A 24,651-nucleotide genomic window follows, 5' to 3' on the forward strand; every position below is an offset into this window, starting at 1 on the left:
CCAAGCTAGTTCAGCCGATTTGGAATCGAATGCGTAAATAACTGTGCAGAAAGTAGTTTTTTCGCGAAGTGTAACTTAAGTTTTTGAGACCAAATATATGTTTAGTAGTTGATCTGAACATATGTTTGGTCTTAGTTATATTATGACAATAGTTTACATGTTTTTGGAGGTATTGCTGTGATGGATAATAAAAAAAAGCGTCAGGATAAATTACAAATCAGAAACAGTACAGCAGAATTTCTAATATTCTCTTCGCAAGCAAATGAAAATACAATAGAAGTTCGAGTTGAAGATGAGACAGTTTGGTTAACTCAAAAATTGATTGCCCAGCTTTTTGATAAAAGCAGAAATACAATTACTGAGCATTTACAGAATATTTTCAACGAGGGAGAGCTTGACGAAAATTCAGTATGTCGGGAATTCCGACATACTGGAACTGATGGGAAAGAGTATAATACAAAGTTCTATAACCTTGATGCCATCATTTCGGTCGGCTATCGAGTAAACTCAATCAGAGCAACTCAATTCAGACAGTGGGCAACCGGTGTATTACGTACTTTTGCCATCAAGGGCTATGTTTTGGACAAAGAAAGATTAAAAAACGGGACCTTCTTGAATGAAGACTATTTTGAGCATTTGCTGGAAGAAATCAGAGAAATCAGAGCCAGTGAAAGAAGGTTCTATCAAAAAATTACGGATATTTATGCTACTGCTGTAGATTATAATCTTCACACCAAATTGACAAAGGATTTCTTTAAGACCGTTCAAAACAAACTGCATTATGCGATTCATGGCTGCACGGCGGCAGAAGTCATTTATAACAGAGCGGACAGCATAAAAGCCCATATGGGTCTGACTACATGGAAAAACGCGCCACATGGCAAAATCGTAAAAAGCGATGTTTCTGTCGCCAAGAACTACCTTTCGGAAAAAGAAATCAGATCATTGGACCGTTTCGTTACCATGTATCTTGATTACGCTGAAAGCCAGGCGGAGAAGAATATTCCAATGACAATGGAAGACTGGGCCAAAAGGCTCAATGCTTTTCTGCAGTTCAATGAAAAGGATATATTAGAAAATGCGGGAAAAGTGACCACTGCAATTGCTAAGGAATTTGCGGAGGGTGAGTTTGAAAAATATCGTGTCATTCAGGACAGGCTTTTTATGTCAGATTTCGATAGGTTGATAGACAGTATTGGCAATGATCAAGAGTGAAGAAATGTTCGGAAGCTAAAGGGAGTGCGTTGAATAAATGCCAAATTATGATTTTCATAATTGTCTTTCTCCCCGGGAATGATGTATTGGCAACAGTGGAAAAAGCGGTAGCTGCCAGTTATAATAACCGTCTTGATCGTTACCCGTACGACCCAGAAGCTCGTATATTTGCTTGTGAAAAGTAATAAGAGGAAAAGGAGATCTTATTACTGGTCACAAGGATAAGATTAAACATGTAGAAAAAGTATGGCGAACAAAGATGCGGCAAGCATTTGAACAGATTCTTCAGCATGAGCCGATCTTACAAAAGATCAAGCGAAAAAATGATCTGCCGAGTTTCTGCGGTATTGATTTTAGCATGTCCCAGAACACGACAACGTTGTCGCGTTCTGGGACATGTTGTTACTCTTACAGGCAGTCCTGAAGCTATGGGTAGAAGAGGCAGGAAATTCACCGGAAGTCATTAAATATTAAAAAACTATTGCCAGGGAAAAATGAGGTTGTTATAATAACCATAATACGCTAATGCTTTAACTAGTTAAAGTGATAAAATAAAGGTCAAGGAGTTGAGAGAGGTTGGCTCGGAATTTCTTAACCATCGCTCTTCCTAAAGGAAAATTATTGACAGACTCCCTGGAGGTTTTGACGAAGATAGGAATTGAATGCCAAGAGGTCAGTGAAGAGTCGAGGAAATTAGTCTTTCCTCTGGAAAAGGCTCAAGCTCAGATCATCATCTGCCGCCCCACGGATATTCCCACCTTTGTGGAATATGGGGCGGCGGATATAGGCTTTGTCGGTAAGGATACCCTGCTGGAAGAAAACAAAGACGTGGTGGAGCTTTTGGATCTTGGTTTCGGCTATTGCCGTTTTGTCGTAGCTATGCCGGAAGAAAAGGTGCCTCCCCGCCTGCCGGACGGCAAATTTGATCTGAGCGGGTTAAATCATCAGCGGGTGGCCACCAAGTTTCCCCGGGTAGCGGAAGACTTTTTCCGGGAGCAGGGGATGCAGGTTCTGCCCATTAAGCTGCATGGCAATATCGAGCTGGCCCCCCGGGTAGGGCTGGCGGAGATGATTGTGGATATCGTGTCCACCGGCACTACATTGCGGCAAAATAAACTGGTAGAAATTGCTCCCATTCTCGAAGCGACGACAAGATTGATTGCCAACCGTGTCGCTTATCGGATGAAGCATGAACGCATTAATGAGCTGACTGAGAGGCTGCGTCAGCTTCTCGGCAGAGCTCCTTAAGCTCGGGAGAGTTGGCTAAGATGGAGGGAACAGCTATGGAGATTAAGACCCTTGAGGAATTGGATTTGACTATGCTTACGCGCAAATCCTATGGCGATGATCAATTGCTGGAACATAAGGTAGCGGAAATTCTTTCTGAGATTAAGAAAGAAGGGGATTCAGCCCTCTATGCCTTAACGGAAAAATTTGATGGAGTGGATCTCCGCCCATCCGGGCTGCGCGTTCGAGCAGAAGAACTAGTGAAGGCATACTCTCAGGTGGATGAAGAATTCCTGGCAGCTCTGCGGCTTGCTAAGGAGAAGATCACCTCTTACCACGAAAAGCAAAAACGCACCTCATGGTTGGATGCCCAGGAAGACGGCAGTATTCTGGGGCAGCTGTTGCTACCCCTTAAACGGGTTGGCATCTATGTACCGGGGGGAACCGCTGCTTATCCTTCTTCAGTGCTGATGAATGCAGTCCCCGCTGTAGTAGCAGGGGTCGAAGAGATCGTGATGGTCAGTCCGCCGCGCAAGGATGGCAGCTTGCTGCCGGAGGTCCTGGTAGCCGCCGCGGAAGCCGGAGTCACGGAAATCTATAAGGTAGGAGGGGCTCAGGCCATTGCCGCCTTAGCCTTTGGCACAGGGGAAATCTCTCCTGTGGATAAAATCACCGGACCGGGGAACATTTATGTCACCCTGGCCAAAAAACAGGTCTTTGGCACCGTGGATATTGATATGCTGGCCGGTCCCAGTGAGATACTCATTTTAGCCGATGAGTCCGCGCAGCCGGAAGAGCTTGCCGCCGATCTGCTTTCCCAGGCTGAGCATGATCCCTTGGCTTCCTCCATTTTGGTCTCTCCTGATCGGAAAGTGCTGGAGGAGACGGTGGCGGAAGTGGAGCGTCAATTAAAGCTGCTGCCACGGCAGGATATCGCCCGAGCCTCATGGGAGACCTATGGGGCGGCGATTTTGGTTAAGGATCTGGCTGAGGGCATGAATTTAGTCAACCAGATAGCTCCCGAACATTTTGAACTGGTGATTAAGGAACCCTATAGCTGGCTGGGCCGGGTAAGAAATGCCGGAGCTGTCTTTTTGGGCCGTTTCTCACCGGAACCTGTAGGCGATTATTTTGCCGGCCCCAATCATGTATTGCCTACGGGAGGTACGGCCCGCTTTTATTCTCCGTTAAATGTGGATACCTTTATGAAGAAAGTCAGTGTGATCAGTTATTCGGAAAAGGCCCTGCAGCGGGACGGCAAGCACATCGCTCATTTAGCCCGGAAAGAGGGACTCGAAGCCCATGCCCGGGCTGTGGAGGCCAGGAAGCTATGGTAGATAAAATGAACCTTGAAGAATGGATGCGACCATCCATACGAACATTAAAAGCCTATGAAAGCAAGTCCATCCCGGACTGTGTACGCTTGGATGCCAATGAAAATCCTCTGCCTTGGCCCCCAGGAATGATTGAGCAATTATTGGGTTCAGCCATTGCTTTTAACCGTTATCCTGATGGTGGGGCTCAAGAACTTAAGGAGGCCCTCTCCCGCTATACAGGAGTGCCCGCTGAGGGGATTTTAACAGGAAACGGCTCTGATGAGCTGATCCAGCTGCTCATGACGACCTTTGGCGGCGAGAAGGGAGCTGTGGTTATTCATCCGCCCACCTTCAGTATGTATGAAGCTGCGGCCAGGGTGACCGGCACGGAGGTTCTGGAAGTTCCGCTTCTTCTCACCGAAACCAGCAGGGACTTCCGCCTGGATGTGGAAGGGATACTTAAGGCAGCGGCCCAACCTCAGGTCCATATGATTGTCCTCTGCAATCCCAATAACCCTACGGGAACCCTGTTCCCTCGGGAAGAGATACTGAGAATCGTGGCAGAGTCGGGCAAGATCGTCATTGTGGATGAAGCCTACGGAGAGTTTTCCGGGGAGAGTGTTGTGGATCAGATTCCATACTGCCCCAATCTCTTAGTGATGAAGACCTTTTCCAAGCTGTTTGCCATGGCTGCTCTCAGGCTTGGCTATCTTCTGGGACAACCCTCCATCATCGGAGCCTTGAACCGGGCCCGGCAGCCTTTCAATGTGAACAGCTTCAGCCAAAAAGCGGGAGTGATCGCACTGAATTATGGGGAGGAATATGCTGAACAAGGTCGGATTCTGATCGCTGAACTGGCCAGGATCGCTGAGGCTCTGACCGCTTTTGCTTCGGTAAAGGTTTTTGCAACCCGGGCTAATTTCCTTCTTTTTCAGCCCGAGGATCCGGACCGGGTCTATCAGGAATTGATCGGGAAGGGTTTCTTGATCCGCACTATGGGGAATCTGCCGCTGGTGGGCAAGGCTCTGCGGCTTAGCACCGGTTTGCCTGAAGAGAATGAGAGACTTATCAAAGCACTTGGGGAGATTCTAAAATAGCTCAGTCATTTCAGTCATAGGATAACACCTTGTAAGTGAGGTTTTGGAAATGCGTGAAGCACACATTGAACGTCAAACCAAAGAGACCAGGATTCGGGTTAAGCTGAATCTTGACGGAGCCGGTACGGCTCAGGTCGATACGGGTATCGGCTTCTTTGATCATATGCTGGAAGCCTTGGCCCGGTTTGGTTATCTTGATCTGGAAGTAGCCGCTGAAGGGGATTTGCAGGTGGACCCTCATCACACCATCGAAGACTGCGGCATTGTTTTCGGGCAGGCTATCAGGGAAGCCTTGGGGGAGCGTCGTGGCATTGAGCGGGTAGGCGATACTCTTCTTCCCATGGATGAAGCCTTGGTGCAGGTTGCTTTGGATCTCTCCAATCGTCCCTATCTGGTTTGGGATGTGGAGTGTCCCGAGGGGATGGTAGGAGGATTCCCTGTGGAAATGGCGGAGGAGTTTTTCCGGGCGGTATCCGTTCAGGCGGGCATAACCTTGCATATGCGGTTATTCTCCGGCAAGAACCGCCATCATATTCTGGAGGCGATCTTCAAAGGTTTTGGCCGGGCCTTGGGCTTGGCTCTCCGCGAGAATCCTCGTTTTCAAGGAGTTTTGTCGACAAAGGGAGTACTTTAAGGAGGTCTTTTTCGCTATGATAGGAATCATCGATTATGGTCGCGGAAATTTGCGCAGTGTGGAAAAAGCCCTCTGGAAATTAGGATATCCGGCTAAGGTTCTGGAATCTCCCGCTGAACTGATGGCTGTGAAGGGCATCATTTTGCCGGGAGTGGGAGCATTCGCCGATGCTATGGCAGCTCTTGAAGAAAAGGGATGGATTCAGCCCTTAATCCACTACGCCCATTCAGGAAAGCCTTTCTTAGGGATTTGCCTCGGCATGCAGGTGCTCTTTGAAGTCGGGGAGGAGCATGGTGAGCATAAGGGATTGGGACTGCTCCCCGGGAGAGTGGTCAGGTTCCCGGCCGGCCGCAAGATTCCTCATATGGGCTGGAATACCCTTCATCAGGAAAAGCCTTGCCGGCTTCTTGAGGGGATTCCCGATGAAGCTTATTTTTATTTTGTTCACTCCTATTATGTGGCCAGTGAGGAGCAGGAGATTCTTGCTGGAATGAGCGACTATGGAGTGCCTTTTCCGGCTTTGGTGGGAAGGGATAATGTTTGGGGAGCACAATTCCACCCTGAGAAGTCCAGTCCTTGGGGTCTTAAGCTATTGGAGAACTTTGGAAAGTGGGTGAATGAGGATGCGACTGTTTCCAGCCATCGATCTTAAAGAGGGAAAAGCCGTCCGCCTGCTTCAGGGAAGAATGGAAGATGCTACCGTTTATGGGGAGCAGCCGGTAGAAGTAGCCCGGAAGTTTAAGGAACAAGGAGCGGACTCCCTCCATGTGGTGGATTTGGACGGCGCCTTTGCCGGTAAGCCGGTCAATGATGCCGTGATACTTAAGCTTATTCAATCCTCCGGGCTGCGGGTGCAGGTTGGCGGAGGGATTCGGACTCTGGAGAGAATAGAGGAGCTCCTGAAATTAGGAGTTGAAAGGGTTATCCTCGGTACAGTAGCTGTGCGCAACCCTGAGTTGGTGGAAAAAGCAGTCCAGCGCTTTGAGGAAGCCGTCGTGATAGGAATTGATGCTAAGGATGGCCTGGTAGCGGTGCAGGGCTGGGCGGAGAAGACTGAGATTAAGGCTCTGGATTTGGCTTTGCGCATGAAGAAGGTGGGCGTTAAGCATCTGGTCTTTACGGATATTTCCCGGGACGGTATGCTTCAGGGTCCCAATATTCAAAGCACCGTTGAATTGGCCCGCTTAAGCGGTCTGCAGGTAGTGGCCTCAGGCGGGGTTTCCCGGCTGGAAGATCTCAGGCTGCTCCAGGAAGAAGCGAATAGAGGTGTGTCCCTTGAGGGGGCCATTGTGGGCAAGGCTCTTTACGCCGGTGCCTTCTCGCTGGCAGAGGCCCTGAGGGTTGTTGGTCAGCGTAGTGAAGGCAAATAAGAACGGCAAGGGGGAAGATTGATGTTAGCGAAACGGATTATACCTTGTCTGGATGTTCATGAAGGTCGCGTAGTCAAAGGAACAAATTTCGTCAATCTCCGTGATGCCGGAGATCCGGTGGAATTGGCGGCTCTCTATGATCGAGAAGGGGCAGATGAATTGGTTTTTCTCGATATATCGGCATCGGCTGAAGGACGGGAGACCATGGTCGAGGTGGTGCGCAGAACGGCGGAACAAGTGTTTATTCCTTTTACCATTGGCGGGGGGCTGCGCAGGGTGGAAGATATTCGCAAGATGCTCAGAGCCGGAGCGGATAAAGTATCCTTGAATACATCGGCTGTCCAGACTCCCGGACTGATCGAGGAAGGGGCTCATGCTTTTGGCAGCCAATGTATCGTCGTAGCCATCGATGCCCGGCAGACCCGTCCGGGAGCCTGGGAAGTCTATATCCATGGCGGGCGGACTCCCACCGGGAAGGATGTTTTGCAGTGGGCCGAGGAAGTGGAGCGCTTAGGTGCCGGTGAGATCCTGCTGACTTCCATGAATCGGGACGGGACGAAAAATGGCTATGATTTGGAGCTGACCCGGGCTGTAAGCAGAGCAGTCTCTTTGCCGGTCATTGCCAGCGGCGGGGTGGGAACTCTGGAGCATCTGGCAGAAGGGCTGACCATAGGGGAGGCGGATGCGGTGTTGGCCGCTTCGATTTTTCATTATCAGGAATACAGCATTGGGGAAGCGAAAGCTTATCTGGAGGAGCGGGGGATTCCGGTGAGGAAGGGTTAGATGGGTTCTCCCGCAGCAAAACCAAACTAAATCATAGGCAAAGAGGCGAAGATTTGATGAATACATCTAACTCTAAAGAATCACAGACCCAGCTCCCCCAAGGGATACGCTGGAATGCTGATGGTTTAATTCCTGTCGTGGTGCAGGATGTGGATACGCGAGAGGTCCTGATGCTGGCTTATATGAACGAAGAAGCACTCAGGCGCACCCTTCAGGAGGGAAGGGCCTGGTATTACAGCCGCAGCCGTCAATCTCTGTGGCTGAAAGGAGAAACGTCAGGCCATACCCAGGAAGTTGTGGATCTCCGCTTTGATTGTGACCGGGACACGATTCTGCTGACGGTCAGGCAAAAGGGTGTGGCTTGTCATGAAGAGTTTTACTCCTGCTTTCATTATGGAGTCCAGGGAGAAGGCTATGTAACTCTGGGAGCGCCTGAAGAAGTTCCGGCAATACCCTTGGGCAGGACCATGGAGCTGCTGGCGGAAGTGATTCATTCACGAAATATGGAACGTCCGGAAGGAGCCTATACAACCTATCTGTTTGATAAAGGGCTTGATAAGATCCTCAAAAAAGTTGGGGAGGAATGCGCGGAGACCATCATTGCTGCAAAAAACAGTTCGGCTGAGGAAATTCGCTACGAAGTCTCAGACCTCATTTATCATGTTTTGGTCCTGTTGGAAGAACGGGGGGTAAGCCTGGAGGCTATTTCCCAGGAGCTGCTGTCACGAAGAAAATAGTCAGGCACACAAAGAATCCTTGCAAAGGGGAGCGCGAAGGCACCCTTGCAGGGATTTTTTTGTAGGGTTGTATCATGGCAATATAGAGTGCTGAGAAAGCAGTTGTGTAAGATCTGTGATTAAAGGATAAGCTATTTTAATCTCAAGATTCGTATGGTATTATTTGTAGAGAATTAAGGTAAATCGGGTTAAGCTAATTCTAGTACTTTCTAACACTTAAAACTCGCCGTGCCCGGCGAGGGAAATTTGCGCAGGACAAGGCGGAAGAATGAGGAATTAGGTGTTACAGAGTGCTAGGCTGGTCACTATAAGCAATAAAGAGGGTTTAGAGATAAAGGAGCTGGAGTTGTTGTTTGACAAGAAAAAGTGCGGAAGAAAAAAACTATCGTTTGTAGCAGTTGCCTTGATAACACTGGGACTACTGACTGCATGCAATGGGAAACCTGTACAACAGGAAGAAGTTAAGAAGTTTGAAAGCACGGATATTGCCATGGGTACGGTAATATCGCAAAGAGTCTTTGGCGATAATGGACAGGCTGCCATCGACGCAGCACTGGAGAAGATAAAGAGTTTGGAAGCACTTTTGACCTTCAATGCTCCAGGAGGAGACGTTAATAAACTCAATGATTATGCCGGGAAGCAAAGTGTAGAACTCCAGCCGGAGACCTTGCTTGTCTTGAAAGAATCTCAGGAAGTAGCTGAACTCAGCGGCGGAGCCTTTGACGTGACTGTGGGTCCCATCGTGAAAAGCTGGGGGATTGGTACGGACAATGCCCGGATTCCTTCTGAGACAGAATTGAAAGAGCTGCTGCCTCTTGTTAATTATAAAAATCTGCTTATTGAGGGAAACACAGCCTATCTTAAACAAGCAGGCCAGATGGTGGACCTGGGTGGTATTGCCAAAGGGTACGCCGGAGATGCGGCTATTGAAGTCTATAAAAAGCAAGGCATCACCTCAGCTTTTATCAACCTCGGCGGTAATGTGGTGACCTTGGGGACTAAGCCGGATGGCAGCTCCTGGACCGTAGGGGTGCGTAACCCTCGTCCTGCCGGTGAAGAGGATCAGATCGTGGGTATGATTACTGTGGCGGATAAAGCGGTTGTGACGGCCGGTGATGATCAGCGCTATTTTGAAGTAGACGGGGTGCGCTACCACCATATTCTCAATCCTCACACAGGCTATCCGGCCCAATCGGATTTGATGAGCGTCACCTTGGTGACGGATTCCTCTTTGCTGGCTGATGCTCTGGATACGGCAGTATATATTCTCGGTTTGGAAAAAGGCCGGGAGATGCTCGAAAACTATGGCGGGGTGGAAGCGGTTTTTATCACCAGAGATAAAAAGATCTATGTCACAGATGGGTTAAAGGACAGCTTTGAATTTTTTGACGAAAGCAAAGAGTACGAATTCGTCAAAGATTGAACTTACTAATTGCCGGATATAGGGGACTGGAGAGAACTATGCAAGCAGAAGGTAAAAGAAAAAAAGGTGATTTGCTCATTATTCTGGTTGTGCTGATCATCGGAGTTGGAGCGGCGGTGCCCTGGCTCTGGAATCAGCTTAATCCAGGTGGGGGGAATGGGGAACACGAACGCATTGCAGTGATTACCCGGGACGGCAAGGAAGTGGCCAGGATCAATCTGGATAAAGTCACTGAGCCTCAGCATTTCCATTATGAAGGCGGCATTGCCTTGACGATCGTTGCTGAGAATGGCAAGATTAGATTTTTAGAATCCCAATGCCCCGATCAAATCTGTGTAAAAACCGGATCTTTGAGCAAGCCCGGTGATTTCGCGGCCTGCCTGCCTGCGGGAACTATCGTGACTATTGAGGGTGATGAATATGAATAGAAATAAGCGTTTTGCCATAATTATCATCTTAGTTACCAATGCGATTATCATATCTTTTCTGGAATCCTTTATTCCTGTGCCCATTCCCGTGCCGGGGATTAAGCTGGGCCTGGGCAATATTATCACGATGATTGCCATTGCTTTTTTAGGGTTGAAGGATGTCTTATTTATCGTGGTAGTCCGGTGCTTCGTGGTGGCTATACTGACCCGGGGTGTGATGATGCTGGCCTTCAGCTTGACGGGCGGTCTCTTAAGTGCCTTGGTCATGTGGCTGCTTTATAAAAAACTTTCCAGATTTTTCAGCATTAAAGGAGTCAGCATTGTCGGGGCCATCGTTCACAATACGACCCAGATCACTGTAGCGTCCTTCATCCTTGGTCAAGTGGTGGTGTTCTACTATTTGCCGATCCTTCTTATATCCGCGGTGGTTACTGGCTTGATCACCGGGAGCATAGGCGAATTGGCCATTAATGAAGTGAGTAAAAAGGACATTTTTGCTAAGACCGCCGAACCTGATGTGAATGAGGAAGAACAGATCCCTTTCAAGAGTGAAGAGGACGAGGACCTTCCCCGTGCTGAGATTAAAACCGGGATGATAGAGCGGAGGGAAGAATAGGAAACAATAGAAAAGAATAGGATAGAATTTCATGGCAAAGGGAAGCAAGATGAAATACTGGAGAAGAGATTGAGTGGTTTATGGCGAAGGATTTAACGGTAATGAATTCTGATGAGGAAAATAAGGGGTTAAATAAAGCAGAATGCTTCAGGATGGATGGACTGATCAAGTTGATCCTGGCGATTCTGCTTATGGTTATGCCCTTTTGGTTCCGAAGCTCCTTAAGCTTTGGCCTTTTAAGTGCTTATTTAATCCTGGTTGCCTGGATTTTTAAGATTAATTTGCGCACCTTAATGATCAGCGGGGCTTCCTTTGGGATTATCGTACTCATTCCCTATTTTTTTGGCCTGATGATGAATGCTGTCTTTTTTCATTTTTCCCAGAACCCAATGTTTGCTTTCCAAGGATTTGGGGCGGTTTTGCTAAGGCTTTTCAAGCTTTTTGTGATTTGGTATATCAGCATCCTGTATTTCCATACCACCCCAATGAGGACTTTTATAGGAATGCTGGATAAATTTTTCCTGCCGTTAAACAAGCTGGGGCTGCCGGTTCAGGACTATTTGAAAATCATCATGTGTATCGTAGCCCAGCTGAAAGATACAGGCTCTGAAGTGAAGAAGAGCTTGGGAGATAAGATGCGTACAGTGGTTGGGGAAGGAAAGCGTAAGTTTAAAATCAATGTAAAAGGGATTTCCCAGGTTATCGTCAATCTTATCGTTGATTCCTTCGATAAAATTGATAAGATTCAGGAGTATGTTGACAAAGTGAGTCCTGAGGAGTTGTATCATTATCACTTTAAGTTTTCCCTGAAGGATGGGGTAGCTCTGGCCAGCTTCCTTGCCTTGGCAGTGATGATTTGGCTGATAGAAAACGGCATAATACTATAGAGCTGGAAAACTTGAAAACAATTAAAAAGTAATCGAAAAACAGCGGGTAAGGGTTCCCAAGGGGATTCCTGCCCGCTGTTTTTTAATTGTGTCCTGGCGGCTGATTTTTCAGACAATTGTTTATCTAATAATTATTTAAAAGAGTTCTGAATTATGTATTGACAGCAAAACCTCTTTTTGATAAAGTCTACTTGAGAAAAGCTTGTTGTGACAAATATTGCAATTACATATGTTGCTGAGACATCTATTGCAAATGCATCTATTGAATATGCAAGCTTGTGGTAATCTTCATTTTCTCCACGAGAGCTTTCTCAGAATTGTTTCATAGAGACTAAGGGAAGGAGGACAGGGAGAGGGGCTGTTCTAAATAACTTAATTCTTTAATGAAAAGTGTATAAAGGTAGTTTCACAAGGAGGAGGAAGGAAATGAAAAAGATTAAATCATTAGCGTCAGTTATTGCCTTAGGGACTGTTCTTGTTTTAAGTGGATGCTCAGGTGGTCAAACTACACCGGCTACTGCGGTTAAAGATCCGGCTCCTGCCCAAGAGGCAAAGTATAAAGAGGGGATTTATTTTGCACAATCCGACTTTGATGGCGGTTGGAAATATACCGCCACCATCGAAGTGAAAGATGGTAAAATTGTTACTGCCGACTGGAATGGCGCCAATGAAAAAGGTGGACCCGATAAGGATACCTTCTCGGCATCCGGTCAATACGGTCTGGTAGCCAAAGGAAAAGCTCAGGCTGAGTGGCATGAGCAAGCTCAAAAAGCCGAGGCTTATCTGATTGAAACCCAAGATCCCACTAAGATTACCTTTAAAGATAATGAAGGGCACACGGATGATATAGCCGGTGTATCCATTCATGTCAATGAGTTTTTTGATTTAGCCAAGCAAGCTCTGGATGCCGGCCCTGTAGGCAAAGGCCCATATCAAGACGGTGCTTACTATGCTGAGGATGCTATGTATGGCAGCGGCGGCTGGAAATACTTTGCCAGCCTGACGGTTATCAACGGCAACATCGTGGCTGCTGATTGGAACGGCTTAAATGTTAACGGCGGCAAAGATAAGGACACCTTATCTGCTGACGGGGAATATGGTCTGGTAGAAAAAGGTAAAGCTCAGGCGGAATGGCATGAACAAGCCAAAAAAGCTGAAGCCTATCTCTTAAAAACCCAGGATCCTACCAAGATCACCTATAAAGATGATGCCGGTCATACCGACGATATCGCCGGTGTATCCATTCATGTTGTTGAGTTCTTTGACCTGGCTAAAGCTGCCTTAGACAAAGGACCCATTGCCCAAGGTTCTTATAAAGACGGCATCTACTATGCTGCCGAAGAGGCTTTCAAAGGCGGCTGGAAGTATATGACCAGTATCGTCGTTAAGAACGGAACGATTGTCGGTGTGGATTGGAATGGTATCCCCGAAGATGCTACCAAGCCGAATAAAGACGTTCAATCCACTGAGGGCGATTACAAACTCGCTCCTGGAAACCAGGGTGAATGGGCTGTGCAAGCTCAAAAAGCCGAAGCTTATCTCTTAAAGACCCAAGATCCGACCAAGATCAACTATAAGGATGATGCCGGTCATTCCGATGATATCGCTGGAGTATCCGTAACAGTTGGTGAGTTCTTCAAACTGGCGCAAAAGGCCCTCGAAGGTGCCAAATAATAGGGTTTAGGCAAGAATACTAAGACCATGAAGAAGCGGTTTCGGCTGCTTCTTCATTTCTTTCTTCTATAAAAAAACACTGTTTCATACTATAATAAGGCTTGGGACAAGATGATTACTCGCAAAGATGGAGGTTTTCTTCTACTATGCAAAATCTAAGACCGTCATCCTTCAAATCTCGGCTGCTTGTGATGTTAATTTGTGTATGTTTAAGCTTTTCCCTGGTGGGATGCTTGTCTGCAGAGACCAAGGTGAAGGAATTTGAACCTGTCGTCGAAACAACTTTTTTGATGGGAACAGTGGCCAAGATTACCATCTACGATGAGATAAAAGATAACGAAATCTTTCAGAGGGTTTTTGATCGTCTCACCGATATTGAGCAAAGAATGACGATTAATGATGACTATCCGAACAGTGAGATAATCCAGTTGAATAAAGCTTCCGGTAAGGAGTTTGTGAAAATAAACCCCGATACATTTTATGTTTTAGAGAAAGCAAAATATCTCGCTGAGCTTTCGCAAGGAAAATTCGATATCACTGTCGGTCCCATTGTCAAGCTTTGGAATATCGGCTCGGATAATGCCCGGGTTCCTGGTATTGATGAAATAAATAAAAAGCTGCCTTTGGTGGATTATCATAATCTTATTCTCGATAAAGACAATTCCAGTGCTAAGCTGAACCAAGAGGGTATGGTGGTGGATTTAGGAGCTATCGCTAAAGGGTATGCTGCGGATGAGGCGGTAAAGATCCTCAAAGAGGCCGGGATCGAACACGCCATTGTTAATCTTGGCGGCAATATTGTGGCGATGAATACTAAACTCGATGGCTCCCTTTGGCGGCTTGGTTTGCAGGATCCTTATGAAATCAGGGGTAAATCCATGGGCGTGGTTCTGCTCAATGACCAGACCATGGTCTCATCCGGGACCTATGAACGGTACTTCGAAGAAGGTGGTAAAGTTTATCATCACCTGATTGATCCGGATACAGGCTATCCTGGGGAAAATGGGTTGATCAGTGTTTCCATCATTACGAAAGAATCTATTAATGCTGATGGCTTATCCACCGGAACCTTCCTGCTGGGCCTTGAGGAAGGTATGAAAATGATTGAAAAGATTCCTGATACGGAAGCGATATTCATCACCGCCGATAAGAAGGTATATGTAACGTCAGGCATCAACAGCTCCAACTTTGAAATCACCAACCCTGATTATCATCTGCAGACGACACCTTCCCCAGAAAGCAAATGACAACAAGAGGGCATCTCAATAATTGGAGAGCCCTCTTGTTCTTTAAGGGAAATGACCGTTATGGAACTATTGATGTTTGATCTATAAAACTATTGATGCTTGATCCTTTGGGTATCGGGATCGATTATGTCTTCGTCGGCGCAGCAGGGGTAAGGGTTGAAATCTTTTTTGTAGTCATCCAAGGCTTGATTGGGATCAAAGCCCTGGACAGAGTAAGTGGTATAGCCGCCGGTGAGATTTAAGACCCGATAGCCCTTTTGGGTAAGAATCCGCTCGGCGAAGTAGCCTCTTAATCCCACTTCGCAATAGACAACAATGAGTTTTCCAGGATCCAGCTCTTGGATTCGTTGGCGAAGGTCATCCACGGGAATATTTATAGCACCTTCTACATGACCCTTGGCAAATTCAATTTTAGTCCGAACATCAACAAAAGTATATTCTTCGTCGATCTTATTCAGATCATCCCATACCAGCATATGAGCTTGGCCGGTTAAGACATTTTGAGCCACATACCCGGCCATATTCACAGGGTCTTTAGCTGAAGAGAAGGGCGGTGCGTAGGCCAATTCCAGCTCGGTCAGGTCCTCGACAGTACCCCCCAGGCGGATGACTGTGGAGATGACATCAATACGCTTATCGACGCCATCCCTGCCGATGCCCTGGGCGCCGAAAATCCTCCCATCGGCACCAAAGATAAGTTTCAGGGTCATCGGGTAAGCGTTGGGATAATAGGAAGCATGAGAAACAGGATGAATATGGATGACGTGATAAGGCAGATTAGCCCGTTGCAGTGTTCTCTCATTAGCACCGGTACTGGCGGCAGTGAGTTCAAAAATCTTGATGATGGAAGTCCCCTGAGTGCCCTTGTAGGTTGAATTTAAGCCGGCGATATTATCCGCTGCAATGCGGCCTTGCTTGTTGGCCGGGCCGGCCAGAGGAATGGCCGTTTTCGTCTTGGTTATATAGTCCAGAACCTCCACAGCATCCCCTGCGGCATAGACATGGGGAAGATTCGTTGCCATACGTTCATTGACGATCAGATGACCTTTGGGCCCCAGCTCTAAACCGCTTTCTTTGAGGAATCCTGTATCAGGAATGACGCCGATGGCCAGGATGATCAGATCTCCCTGGAGTTTCCTATTGCTGGCCAGGGTCACTTCAACCTGGTTCTCCAGATCTTGAAAAGATTTCACACCATCGTTCAGGATAAGGCGAATTCCGTGGGCCACCAGTTTTTTCTCGGCAAGGACCACCATATCCGTATCAAAGGGGGCGAGGATATGAGGAGCGGCTTCCACGAGAGTGACATTCAATCCCTGTTCCCTGAGGTTTTCAGCCATTTCAACTCCGACAAAACCACCGCCAATGATAATGGCGCTCTGCACGCCTTTCTGATCCACCAGGCCCTTGATAGCATCCGTATCGGGGATATTGCGGAGAGTGAGGATTCTCTCGCTGTCGATGCCGGGAATATTAGGCCGCAAAGCCTTAGCGCCGGGGGAGAGGATGAGGGCATCGTAGCTCTCTTCATAGGTTCCTCTGGACTGACTTCTGACGAGAACTTTCTTGTTAGCGGCATCAAGCCGGATGACTTCACTGCGAATCCGCACATCAATGTTGAAGCGGGCCTGCATATCTTCCGGGGTCTGAACCATTAATCGCTCCCGTTTCGTAATCGTTCCTCCGATATAGTAGGGTAATCCGCAATTGGCAAAAGATATGTAGTCATCACGTTCAAAGAGGATAATCTCCGCATCTTCATCCAGACGTCTTAGTCGCGCCGCTGCGGAGGCTCCCCCGGCCACTCCGCCGACAATGAGCACTTTTTTCTTCATGTTGGCCAATCCTTTCTTTCACACTTCTTGAAGGACATCGCTGACAAGTTGGCTGATTTTTTTGTTCTTTATTTTGTAGTAGATCTCCAGACCGTTTCTGCGGTATTCCACGATGCCGGCGGAACGCAATTTCTGCAGATGCTGGGATATGGTGGACTGAGGAGCATTGAGACAAGTATGCATGGTGGTTACATTGCATTCCCCCATTTCCAGCAACCTGCTCACAATACAAAGTCTTACCGGATGAGCTAAAACTTTAAGCAATTCAGCGACCTCATTGTATTTTGCGTAACCATGATCCAAAGAGATACCGCCTTTCTGTATGATAGGACTTTTTAATTTTTTTGTATCATTATATTCATATAATACGATATAATGAAAAGCAAGTCATTGTCAATTGCTTTTAAAGAATTGTTTTAAAAGGGAAATCCTTGCTCAGTGTCGAATAGGCAACAGCAAGAGCAAGTAAATTGAGGAGGGTGATAAATGAGAGGTAAAACTAAAGGTATCGTTGAGGAATTAATCGAAACCTTCAGCTTTGCTCAAGAGTTATCCTATAAGCAGATTGAGGCCTTGGTGGAACATTCAAATATTCAAGAAGTCCCTGCCGGTACCATCATTGCGGAAAAGGGTTCCTATTGCCACGGCTTGGCTTTACTTTTGTCCGGAGAGCTGAGGGTGGCTATGAATTCGGAGGACGGGCGGGAAGTAACCATTTATCATATTTTTAAAGGCAGGATTTGTCCTCTGTCGGCGGCCTGTGTGTTAGGTGATTTTAAATGCAACACGGTCACGGTTACAGCTGAGACCGACGTTAAGGTCATTTGGGTATCCCGCAGGTTTTTCGCACGGTCTTTTGCCGAATCGGAACCCTTTTATCGGTTTGTGATCAACGATATATCCAATCGGCTTTTCGAGGCGACGGAGGTGGTGGACAGTATTGCCTTTGTTCCGGTAAGAAAACGGCTGGCTCAGCTTTTGTTCGCCAGCAGTAATGGTGGACGCTCTCCCGTTTATATGACCCATGAGGGCTTTGCCCGGGAGCTGGGTACAGCACGGGAAGTTATCAGCCGGGAGTTGAAAGGGTTTGAGCGGCTGGGTATTTTAACCTTATCACGGGGACGTCTGGATATTAAAGATCCTAAGGAATTAGAAAAGCTCGTTCAATAGCAGCTGGCATAGTTTTAATAAAGCTTAGAAAAGGTGAAGGCAGGCATAGCTTGCGCTTCACCTTTTTTTAAATCAGCTGCCCTGTGGTCTTGCCAATAAGCCTGAGGAAGGATGCTTTTCACATTTTCTTCACAATTGTACTTTAGTCACAGATGAAGTAAAGGGAGTTATGTTAGGATAAGGATGAGAGTTGTGATAAATGTTACATAAAGAGCAGGGAATGAACAAGTCAGAGATCCATCTGTATCTCAGCAGTTCTGTATCCTGGCATTAAATGAACCAAAGGTACTGCTCGTTTTATGAATGTGAGTATTATCACAAGATATGAGGACATTAAAAAGGAGGGGGAGCCAATGAAACATCGGATTCGATTCCAGACTCTGCTGGGAGTGTCGTTGCTTGGATTTGCTTTGGCAGGGTGTGCCAATACAAGCCCGGCGACTGTGGTTGATCCGGGCATTAGTGAAGCGCCCTTGGTGGAGCAGTTTGAATCCGTCAGGCAAGTGGTGGACGAATTTCTGGCCGGGGATAAAGTCACCGCCATGACGCCTGAAGAGCTTTATCAAATCGTCCGGGAGTGTAACGGTCATTACTTCTTAGTGGACATAAGAGCTAATCAGGATTTCGTCAGCAGCAATATCCCAGGTTCGGTCAGCATACCTTACGCCCAAACTTCTAACCCGGAAAGGCTGGAAAGTTTGCCTAAAGACAAAACCTTGGTGGTTATTGACTATAACGGCCATCTGGCGGCACAAACGGCAGCCACCTGGAATCAGTTGGGATATCAGGCGGTACCGCTTCTCTATGGCATGCAAAGCTGGACCAAGGAAGCATCACCCACCGGTTATGAGGCATTTCCTGCCCAACCGCTCAATAACACCCTGGTTACAGACATGACAACAGCAACCCTTGGAGAGAATGCCCTTCCGGAAATTAAGTACCCTGAGGGGAAAACCCAGGAGTATATCGTTCACACCACCAGAACCTATCTGGATCGGAATTATAAAGGAGTCATTACTGCGGAGGAACTTGATAGTGAGCTGCAGCAAGGGCCTGCAGAGCACTATCTTTTGGTGGACATTCGTGAACCGAAGCATTACCGGCAGGGGCATCTTGATGGAGCCGTCAATATTCCGCTGGACCAACTGGCCGCTTCGGATCAGGTTAAGAACTACTCACCGGATCAACGGATTGTTTTAATCGGCTATGACGGTATGGATGCCAGCCAGGGCGCCCGGAGCCTGGTCACCTTGGGATATGATTGCGTGGCTCTGAAGTATGGCATGAGTTATTGGAGTGCTCAGGAAGCCGCCACGGGGGCGGTTCCGGTGCACAGCCTTGTTAAGGAATATTACCCATTAACTCCGTTGAACTATCTCCCACCGAGTACAGGTGCGGCAGGTTGTGGTTGATGAATTACGGACAAGGAGGGAAGGTTATGCAGCCAATATCACGTCGGTCGTTTCTAAAACTTGCTGCTGCGACCACGACAGCCGTTGCTCTGCCCCAAGCATTGAAGATGGATTTCCAAGCTTTTGCCGAAGAGGCTAAGCATGCAGAGGTCACACGGGTTCCATCCCTTTGCAATGGCTGTTCCAGCTACTGTGGAGTGTGGGCCTATGTGAAAAACGGCAGATTGTGGAAAATTGAAGGCAACGACATTCATATGAAATCCAGAGGGCATATCTGTGCCCGGGGGCATGGAATTGCTCAGAATGTGTATAACCCTGGACGGGTAACTCAGCCTATGAAGCGTGTGGATAACAAAAACAATTTCCAACCCATCACCTGGGAGGAGGCCTTCCAGGAGGTGGGTGCGAAGATGAAAGCCATCGTTGAAGAACATGGCGGCGACAAGATGGTCTGGGCCTGCCATGGGGGCAAGGAAAGTTATGCCCAGCAATTCATGGATATCATCGGTTCTTCTACCTATATAACTCATTATGCGACCTGCTTTTCAGCAAAAACCAACATCTGGCAAAACATGGTGGGCGGTATGTTTAATCCGGACTTCGATCAGGCCAAAACCATGCTCTTTGTAGGCAGAAACTATGCCGGGGGAATTATTCCCGCTGCTATGAAACGGATCACGGAAGCCAAAGCCAAAGGGGGAAAAATCATCGTTGTCGATCCCCGCTTCTGTGAATTGGCGACCATCGCCGACGAATGGATTCCCATTCGGCCCGGCACAGACCTGGCTTTCTTTTTAGGAATCGCCCACACCTTGATTACGGAAAACCTTTATAATCAGAGTTTTGTGGAGCAATATGTTTATGGCTTTGACGAATTCTGGATGCATAATAAGGACTTCAGTGCCGATCAGGCAGCCACGATTTGCGGCATCGCCGCCGATAAGATTCGTGAAGTGGCCAGGGAATTGGCCGGAAGTGCTCCCCATGCTTTCCTGGATCCCGGCTATCACGGATTGGCCGCCCATTACCAAAACTCCAATGAGACCATGATGCTCAATATTATTATCAATGCTCTGCTGGGCAACTTCTGGAAAGCCGGCGGATTGTTCCCCGCCGCCAGTACCACCTTTGGTCATCCTGAGGCCACCTATTACGGACCTGTCGCCGCTAAAGGAATCCGAGCCGACGGAGCCGGTGAGGTAGGAGAATATCCCTTAGTGGAACCTTCCCGGGGTATTCCGCAAAGAATCCCCGACATGATCGAAAAAGGCAGAGCCAGAATGGTGTTCTTCTACTCCTACAACCCTTTGCGCTCAGCTCCTGAGCCGGAATACCAAAAGAAGATTAAGAATGCGGATTTAGTGGTAAGCATTCCCTATGACTGGAATGAGACCTCTCTCTACACCGCCCATTATATTTTGCCTGAGAACCACTATCTGGAGCGGACGGAACATCCCAAGGTCATCAATGGCAATATCTATTGGCCGGCTACTCAAGTGGCTACCCGCTTTAAAGCTCTGGAGAGCACCACTTCAAGCCTCGATCTGTTGGATATTATGAAAGGCTTGACCAAGGCTTATGGAATCGAAAACCTCTACGGCTATACCGTGGAGGAAGAATTGGAGGTGGCTCTGGGTCCCATTGGGGTCAGTGTGGATGAGCTGCGGGAAAAGGGCTGCATCGAGCTGATGCCCTCAGTGCTGCCTAAAGAGGAAGGCTTAACCTTCGGCACCTTTACCGGAAAAATAGAGTTCTCTATAGGAGCCTGGAGAAAAGAAGGATACCTGGGTGTACCCACTTGGGTGCCCCCTCTAGTGGAGCCGGCGGAAGTCAACCAATTTCGTCTGATTCATGGCAAGCAACCCTGGCATTCCCACATCATGACCACCAACAACCCCTATTTAATGGCCATTACCGAAGAGAAAAAGGGAACCTATATGTGGATGAACAGTTCCCGGGCCGGTGAGTTAGGTATCCAGGAGGGGGATTGGGTTACAGTGTCCAGTGATATAACCTCCAAACAGGTGCAGGTCCATATAACGGAAGGCCTTCACCCGGAATGTGTTTGGCTGCCCTCAACCTACGGGACCTTTTCTGAAAAACTGGAACTTGGCTATGGCCAGGGTGTGAATTACAACGATTTTATTCCTGCCCGTATCGATAAGAAGACCGGTCATGTGATGGGACAGGAATGCATCGTGACCATTACAAAGGGGGGGAAATGATGGCTGACTATGTAATGTTCATTGACCCCAACCGCTGCACAGGCTGCAATGCCTGCCGAATCGCCTGCCAGACCCAGTGGGGGTTAGCGCCAACTCTGAAGTTTAACAGCCTCATCGAACAGGAGACAGGGAAATATCCCAAGGTGCAGCGGCTGATTACCCCCGTTCAATGTCAGCATTGTGACGACGCTCCTTGTCAAAAGGTTTGCCCAACGGGGGCGACTTACAAGCGGGAAGATGGAATTGTTTTAATTGACGCCCAGAAGTGCATTGGTTGTAAATATTGTATGGTAGCCTGCCCCTATAATGCCCGGGTCATCAATGAGCACGGAGTGCCGGAGAAATGCCGCTTCTGTGCCGAGTATGTGGTCAATGGGGAAACACCAGCCTGCGTATCCACTTGTATGAACGATGTGCGCGTTTTTGGCGACCTGGACGACCCCGGCAGCCCTCTTCATGAACTGCTCAAGAACCAAGACCTTATCCAACTCCGGGCTGATCTCCAGACCAAGCCGAGAATCTACTATGCCAAGAGTAAACGTATTTAAGGAGGTGAGCCCATGGAAAAAAGAAAGTATCGGCGAAGTATTTGGACCTATGTGTCTCTTCTTTTGTTGGCCTTTGCCGTGGCGGGAGCCATCAATAAGTACCTGATCAGCGGGGAACATGCCTTTGGCGTCAGCCCGGACGTTCCCTGGGGAGCCTTGATTTCCGGCTATGTCTTCTTTGCCGTGGCCGCTACCGGGACAGGGCTGGTGGGTTCCTTAGGCCATGTCTTCCGCATCAGGAAATTCGAAGTTCTCTCCAAGCGCGCTCTGCTGGCCTCCATACTCCTGCTGCTTGCCGCTTTCATCGTGCTGGCCGTGGAGCTGTCCAATCCCTTTAAGATGGTATACCTCCTGCTTTCGCCTAATTTGTCCAGCCCAATCCTTTGGATGGGAGTCTTTTATGGGTTCTATCTGGTGCTGCTGTTCGGTGAGTTCTTTTTCACCATGAAAAACAATCACAAAGCCGCTACCGGAATTGCTTATGTGTCCTTGATCGTTAAATTATCCGCCATCATCAATTTAGGCAGAGTGTTTGGTTTCACTACCACCCGCAGCTTTTGGGACGGGTATTATTATCCGGCGTATATGGTGGTTTCGGCAGTGGTTTCCGGTGCTGCGGTGCTGACCATGATTCATTATCTATCCGGAAAAGAATCCCCGGGGTCCTTCTCACAAAACCCTCAGGGCAAAGACCTTGCCCGCACACTCAGTCAGATCTTAGCCGGTGGGTTGCTTGTCTTTGCGCTCTTCCAGGCCATCAAGGTAGGCACATCCCTGGGCAGCGGCAATCAGGCAGTGGCTCAGGCCGCTCAAGCCTTGATATCCGGTCCGATGGCAGTACCTTTCTGGCTGATGGAAGTCTTGGTAGGAATTGTGGCTCCCTTGCTGATTCTCTATCGATCTAAATTCTCATCACCGGGGCTATCCTTCTGGGCCGGAATCCTGACCATGCTTGGCCTGCTCTTTTCCAGACTGGACTTTGTCTACGCCGGCCAAGTGGTGCCCTTGCAATTGACCGACGCGGCGGCCAAGGCTGTGCATGTGTTCAATGCTTATGCACCGACCTGGAGTGAATGGTCTCTGATTATAGGGGCTGTAGGCTTGATTATCCTGGTGTTCGATTATGCCGAAAGCAAACTTTCTCTGGATTCTCATCATTAAACGAAAATGAAGGTGTAACTATGAATAACACCTGTGCCTCCCGGCAGGCCTTACAGAATTTGCTGCAGCTTTTGGCAGAGTTTTTCACTTTCCCTGATGAGGAGTTCTGTGCAGCGGTCCGCAAGGGGCTTGTCGATCTGCAGGTAAAAGAACTAAGTCAAGGAGCAGGGCTGCCCAGAGAAAGCGAATTTAAGCAGGATGCCCTGACCTATGAGGAGTGGGTGACTGCCTATAATCACTGCTTCTTAGGAGTCCAGAAGCCCTTTGCCCCGCCCATTGAATCGATCTACAAGCCCTGGACCGGGGATGAAAGCTTTCAAGTGTCCTTTAAAGCTCAAAAAGGGTACCTGATGGGGGATTCCGCACACCATGTTCAGCATATTCTTAAATCCTTTGGCCTGGAAATCCCGCCTGAATACACGATGATGCCGGACCACCTGATCATTCTTTTGGAATTGCTGGCCTTTTTGGTGGGGGGCGGTTTTGAAAAAGAGGCTAAGCAGTTTTGCCGGGACCATTTCGACTGGCTGCCGGATCTGCAAAAGGCTATTGAAGCTCTTCCCGTCAATGGACGCCTTTTCATGGCGGCTCTTGCTGAATTAGAAGGCCTTCTCCAAGCTTTCCTGAATCAGGATCAGAAGCATGGACCTTTGCAGGAAATGATTGAACCGGCCAGGTTTCTGAATTAAATTGGCTCATTACGAGTCAGTTTAAATAAAAAAGGGGGAAAAAGAATGTTAAAACATCTAAAACAATCAAAAGCCTTAACACTGGTCATCTCTCTGCTGCTTGTTCTCAGTCTCGTTACCGGCTGCGGCTCTGCACCCGCATCCACCACGCCTGCCCAACCGCCGGCAAGTCAGGAACCTGCTAAACCGGAAACCCCGGCGCAGCCTGAACAACCGGCGGCAACTGCTCCTACCGTAGAGTCCAACACCTTAGGCTGGGATGATTGGTCAGCCAAAATGAAAGGGACCATTAACAAGGATTACTACATCGTCGACTTAAGAACTCCTGATGAAATCAAGCTGGAAAAAGCCCTGGAAGGCTCCATCAACATCGATGCCAATGCCACCCTTGGCACCGGCAATACCGATGTTATCGACGAAAAACTGCAAGGTGTAGCTAAAGACGCCGTCGTCCTCGTTCATTGCAAATCCGGGGGCAGAGCGAAAAAGAATCTTCAAGCTTTCTTAGACAAAGGCTATGTCAATGCTTTTGCCCTTGACGGCTGGACTGCTTTTGATGCCAAAGGCTATTTTGGCGCCACGAAAATTACTGCCAGCTCCGAGCAGCTTAAGCCGGATGCCTGGGTAGCAAAAATGCAAGGAACGATTGGTAAAGAATATTATGTCCTCGATGCCCGTGACAAGAGTGAATATGATGCCGGACATATTGAAGGCGCTTTGAATTTCGGTGTCAGAGATCAATTCACTGTGGATCATGCCGCCACCATCGCCAAAGTGAAGGAAGCCATTCCCAACAAAGATGCTTTAGTCCTGGTTCATTGCGCGGTAGGCGCCCGTGCGAAAGTAGCTCAGGCTCATCTGAAGGCTGAAGGCTATACTAATGTAATAACCCTGGACAATAAGATTACCATTGATGCCAGCGGCAACTATAAGTTTGAATAAATAACCTAAGTAAAA

Annotated in this window: 24 protein-coding genes; 22 read left to right on the forward strand and 2 right to left on the reverse strand. The window is 48.1% G+C overall.

The window, feature by feature from the left end:
- Positions 1 to 180: 180 nt before the first annotated feature.
- The 15 genes from DHAF_RS07435 to DHAF_RS07505 all read left to right on the forward strand — a co-directional run bounded on the left by DHAF_RS07435 (position 181) and on the right by DHAF_RS07505 (position 14,654).
- Positions 181 to 1,215, forward strand: coding sequence for a virulence RhuM family protein (locus DHAF_RS07435; RefSeq protein WP_015943469.1), 1,035 nt, complete (start codon positions 181 to 183; stop codon positions 1,213 to 1,215).
- Between the two features lie 576 nt (positions 1,216 to 1,791).
- Positions 1,792 to 2,463 (forward strand): ATP phosphoribosyltransferase, encoded by a 672-nt coding sequence (hisG, locus tag DHAF_RS07440; RefSeq protein WP_015943470.1) that lies wholly within the window; start codon positions 1,792 to 1,794, stop codon positions 2,461 to 2,463.
- Positions 2,464 to 2,498: 35 nt separating this feature from the next.
- Positions 2,499 to 3,779, forward strand: a complete 1,281-nt coding sequence (hisD, locus tag DHAF_RS07445; RefSeq protein WP_015943471.1) for a histidinol dehydrogenase — start codon at positions 2,499 to 2,501, stop codon at positions 3,777 to 3,779.
- Positions 3,773 to 4,855, forward strand: coding sequence for a histidinol-phosphate transaminase (gene hisC / locus DHAF_RS07450; protein ID WP_015943472.1), 1,083 nt, complete (start codon positions 3,773 to 3,775; stop codon positions 4,853 to 4,855). The genes hisD and hisC overlap by 7 nt, the downstream gene beginning before the upstream one ends.
- Positions 4,856 to 4,898: 43 nt before the next feature.
- Complete coding sequence (gene hisB, locus DHAF_RS07455) at positions 4,899 to 5,489, forward strand: imidazoleglycerol-phosphate dehydratase HisB (protein WP_274532758.1); 591 nt, start codon at positions 4,899 to 4,901, stop codon at positions 5,487 to 5,489.
- A gap of 16 nt (positions 5,490 to 5,505) precedes the next feature.
- Positions 5,506 to 6,141 (forward strand): imidazole glycerol phosphate synthase subunit HisH, encoded by a 636-nt coding sequence (gene hisH, locus DHAF_RS07460; RefSeq protein ID WP_015943474.1) that lies wholly within the window; start codon positions 5,506 to 5,508, stop codon positions 6,139 to 6,141.
- Positions 6,113 to 6,859 (forward strand): 1-(5-phosphoribosyl)-5-[(5-phosphoribosylamino)methylideneamino]imidazole-4-carboxamide isomerase, encoded by a 747-nt coding sequence (gene hisA / locus DHAF_RS07465; protein WP_041271928.1) that lies wholly within the window; start codon positions 6,113 to 6,115, stop codon positions 6,857 to 6,859. Before hisH ends, hisA begins: the two co-directional genes overlap by 29 nt.
- A 21-nt stretch (positions 6,860 to 6,880) precedes the next feature.
- Positions 6,881 to 7,642, forward strand: a complete 762-nt coding sequence (hisF, locus tag DHAF_RS07470; protein ID WP_005817210.1) for an imidazole glycerol phosphate synthase subunit HisF — start codon at positions 6,881 to 6,883, stop codon at positions 7,640 to 7,642.
- 56 nt (positions 7,643 to 7,698) lie between these two features.
- The gene (hisIE, locus tag DHAF_RS07475; RefSeq protein WP_005817209.1) at positions 7,699 to 8,379 is read left to right on the forward strand and encodes a bifunctional phosphoribosyl-AMP cyclohydrolase/phosphoribosyl-ATP diphosphatase HisIE; all 681 of its coding nucleotides are present in this window, start codon (positions 7,699 to 7,701) and stop codon (positions 8,377 to 8,379) included.
- A gap of 280 nt (positions 8,380 to 8,659) precedes the next feature.
- Positions 8,660 to 9,802 (forward strand): FAD:protein FMN transferase, encoded by a 1,143-nt coding sequence (locus DHAF_RS07480; protein WP_005817208.1) that lies wholly within the window; start codon positions 8,660 to 8,662, stop codon positions 9,800 to 9,802.
- 38 nt (positions 9,803 to 9,840) lie between these two features.
- Complete coding sequence (locus tag DHAF_RS07485; protein WP_011461457.1) at positions 9,841 to 10,230, forward strand: NusG domain II-containing protein; 390 nt, start codon at positions 9,841 to 9,843, stop codon at positions 10,228 to 10,230.
- Positions 10,217 to 10,846 carry a Gx transporter family protein gene (locus DHAF_RS07490; RefSeq protein WP_005817206.1) on the forward strand — a complete coding sequence of 210 codons (630 nt, stop codon included), beginning with the start codon at positions 10,217 to 10,219 and terminating at the stop codon, positions 10,844 to 10,846. Before DHAF_RS07485 ends, DHAF_RS07490 begins: the two co-directional genes overlap by 14 nt.
- A gap of 80 nt (positions 10,847 to 10,926) precedes the next feature.
- Positions 10,927 to 11,733, forward strand: coding sequence for an energy-coupling factor transporter transmembrane component T (locus DHAF_RS07495; protein WP_041271929.1), 807 nt, complete (start codon positions 10,927 to 10,929; stop codon positions 11,731 to 11,733).
- Positions 11,734 to 12,159: 426 nt separating this feature from the next.
- Positions 12,160 to 13,407: a hypothetical protein gene (locus tag DHAF_RS07500; protein WP_005817204.1), complete on the forward strand. Its 1,248-nt coding sequence runs from the start codon at positions 12,160 to 12,162 to the stop codon at positions 13,405 to 13,407.
- A 224-nt stretch (positions 13,408 to 13,631) separates the two neighbouring features.
- On the forward strand, positions 13,632 to 14,654 hold the full coding sequence (locus tag DHAF_RS07505) for an FAD:protein FMN transferase (RefSeq protein WP_005817203.1): 1,023 nt from the start codon (positions 13,632 to 13,634) through the stop codon (positions 14,652 to 14,654).
- Between the two features lie 89 nt (positions 14,655 to 14,743).
- Here DHAF_RS07505 and DHAF_RS07510 read toward each other — a convergent pair whose 3' ends face one another.
- Both DHAF_RS07510 and DHAF_RS07515 read right to left on the reverse strand, forming a co-directional pair.
- Positions 14,744 to 16,489, reverse strand: a complete 1,746-nt coding sequence (locus tag DHAF_RS07510; RefSeq protein ID WP_015943478.1) for an FAD-dependent oxidoreductase — start codon at positions 16,487 to 16,489, stop codon at positions 14,744 to 14,746.
- An 18-nt stretch (positions 16,490 to 16,507) separates the two neighbouring features.
- Complete coding sequence (locus DHAF_RS07515; protein ID WP_005817201.1) at positions 16,508 to 16,792, reverse strand: ArsR/SmtB family transcription factor; 285 nt, start codon at positions 16,790 to 16,792, stop codon at positions 16,508 to 16,510.
- A gap of 183 nt (positions 16,793 to 16,975) precedes the next feature.
- Here DHAF_RS07515 and DHAF_RS07520 point away from each other — a divergent pair, with 183 nt between their 5' ends.
- The 7 genes from DHAF_RS07520 (at position 16,976) to DHAF_RS07550 (ending at position 24,636) form a co-directional block, all read left to right on the forward strand.
- Positions 16,976 to 17,659, forward strand: coding sequence for a Crp/Fnr family transcriptional regulator (locus DHAF_RS07520; protein WP_015943479.1), 684 nt, complete (start codon positions 16,976 to 16,978; stop codon positions 17,657 to 17,659).
- Positions 17,660 to 17,958: 299 nt separating this feature from the next.
- Positions 17,959 to 19,071 carry a rhodanese-like domain-containing protein gene (locus DHAF_RS07525; protein ID WP_018304949.1) on the forward strand — a complete coding sequence of 371 codons (1,113 nt, stop codon included), beginning with the start codon at positions 17,959 to 17,961 and terminating at the stop codon, positions 19,069 to 19,071.
- Between the two features lie 26 nt (positions 19,072 to 19,097).
- A complete protein-coding gene (gene srrA, locus DHAF_RS07530; RefSeq protein WP_015943481.1) occupies positions 19,098 to 21,296 on the forward strand; it encodes a respiratory selenite reductase catalytic subunit SrrA in 2,199 nt (732 codons plus the stop codon).
- Positions 21,296 to 21,844, forward strand: a complete 549-nt coding sequence (locus DHAF_RS07535) for a 4Fe-4S dicluster domain-containing protein (RefSeq protein WP_015943482.1) — start codon at positions 21,296 to 21,298, stop codon at positions 21,842 to 21,844. Before srrA ends, DHAF_RS07535 begins: the two co-directional genes overlap by 1 nt.
- Before the next feature lie 12 nt (positions 21,845 to 21,856).
- Positions 21,857 to 23,005, forward strand: a complete 1,149-nt coding sequence (gene nrfD / locus DHAF_RS07540; RefSeq protein ID WP_015943483.1) for an NrfD/PsrC family molybdoenzyme membrane anchor subunit — start codon at positions 21,857 to 21,859, stop codon at positions 23,003 to 23,005.
- Between the two features lie 20 nt (positions 23,006 to 23,025).
- Positions 23,026 to 23,694, forward strand: coding sequence for a TorD/DmsD family molecular chaperone (locus DHAF_RS07545; protein ID WP_005817190.1), 669 nt, complete (start codon positions 23,026 to 23,028; stop codon positions 23,692 to 23,694).
- A gap of 45 nt (positions 23,695 to 23,739) precedes the next feature.
- Positions 23,740 to 24,636, forward strand: coding sequence for a rhodanese-like domain-containing protein (locus DHAF_RS07550; RefSeq protein WP_005817189.1), 897 nt, complete (start codon positions 23,740 to 23,742; stop codon positions 24,634 to 24,636).
- Positions 24,637 to 24,651: the final 15 nt, after the last annotated feature.

Origin of the sequence: Desulfitobacterium hafniense DCB-2, from assembly GCF_000021925.1 — a bacterium.
Taxonomy (GTDB): domain Bacteria; phylum Bacillota; class Desulfitobacteriia; order Desulfitobacteriales; family Desulfitobacteriaceae; genus Desulfitobacterium; species Desulfitobacterium hafniense.

Excerpts from the sequence above, each read along its gene's own strand:
- DHAF_RS07435 (WP_015943469.1), top strand. The coding sequence starts at position 181 with ATGGATAATAAAAAAAAGCGTCAGGATAAATTACAAATCAGAAACAGT.
- hisD (WP_015943471.1), top strand. The coding sequence starts at position 2,499 with ATGGAGATTAAGACCCTTGAGGAATTGGATTTGACTATGCTTACGCGC.
- hisC (WP_015943472.1), top strand. The coding sequence starts at position 3,773 with ATGGTAGATAAAATGAACCTTGAAGAATGGATGCGACCATCCATACGA.
- hisH (WP_015943474.1), top strand. The coding sequence starts at position 5,506 with ATGATAGGAATCATCGATTATGGTCGCGGAAATTTGCGCAGTGTGGAA.
- hisA (WP_041271928.1), top strand. The coding sequence starts at position 6,113 with ATGCGACTGTTTCCAGCCATCGATCTTAAAGAGGGAAAAGCCGTCCGC.
- hisF (WP_005817210.1), top strand. The coding sequence starts at position 6,881 with ATGTTAGCGAAACGGATTATACCTTGTCTGGATGTTCATGAAGGTCGC.
- hisIE (WP_005817209.1), top strand. The coding sequence starts at position 7,699 with ATGAATACATCTAACTCTAAAGAATCACAGACCCAGCTCCCCCAAGGG.
- DHAF_RS07485 (WP_011461457.1), top strand. The coding sequence starts at position 9,841 with ATGCAAGCAGAAGGTAAAAGAAAAAAAGGTGATTTGCTCATTATTCTG.
- DHAF_RS07490 (WP_005817206.1), top strand. The coding sequence starts at position 10,217 with ATGAATATGAATAGAAATAAGCGTTTTGCCATAATTATCATCTTAGTT.
- DHAF_RS07495 (WP_041271929.1), top strand. The coding sequence starts at position 10,927 with ATGGCGAAGGATTTAACGGTAATGAATTCTGATGAGGAAAATAAGGGG.
- DHAF_RS07500 (WP_005817204.1), top strand. The coding sequence starts at position 12,160 with ATGAAAAAGATTAAATCATTAGCGTCAGTTATTGCCTTAGGGACTGTT.
- DHAF_RS07510 (WP_015943478.1), bottom strand. The coding sequence starts at position 16,489 with ATGAAGAAAAAAGTGCTCATTGTCGGCGGAGTGGCCGGGGGAGCCTCC.
- DHAF_RS07520 (WP_015943479.1), top strand. The coding sequence starts at position 16,976 with ATGAGAGGTAAAACTAAAGGTATCGTTGAGGAATTAATCGAAACCTTC.
- DHAF_RS07525 (WP_018304949.1), top strand. The coding sequence starts at position 17,959 with ATGAATGTGAGTATTATCACAAGATATGAGGACATTAAAAAGGAGGGG.
- srrA (WP_015943481.1), top strand. The coding sequence starts at position 19,098 with ATGCAGCCAATATCACGTCGGTCGTTTCTAAAACTTGCTGCTGCGACC.
- DHAF_RS07535 (WP_015943482.1), top strand. The coding sequence starts at position 21,296 with ATGGCTGACTATGTAATGTTCATTGACCCCAACCGCTGCACAGGCTGC.
- nrfD (WP_015943483.1), top strand. The coding sequence starts at position 21,857 with ATGGAAAAAAGAAAGTATCGGCGAAGTATTTGGACCTATGTGTCTCTT.
- DHAF_RS07545 (WP_005817190.1), top strand. The coding sequence starts at position 23,026 with ATGAATAACACCTGTGCCTCCCGGCAGGCCTTACAGAATTTGCTGCAG.
- DHAF_RS07550 (WP_005817189.1), top strand. The coding sequence starts at position 23,740 with ATGTTAAAACATCTAAAACAATCAAAAGCCTTAACACTGGTCATCTCT.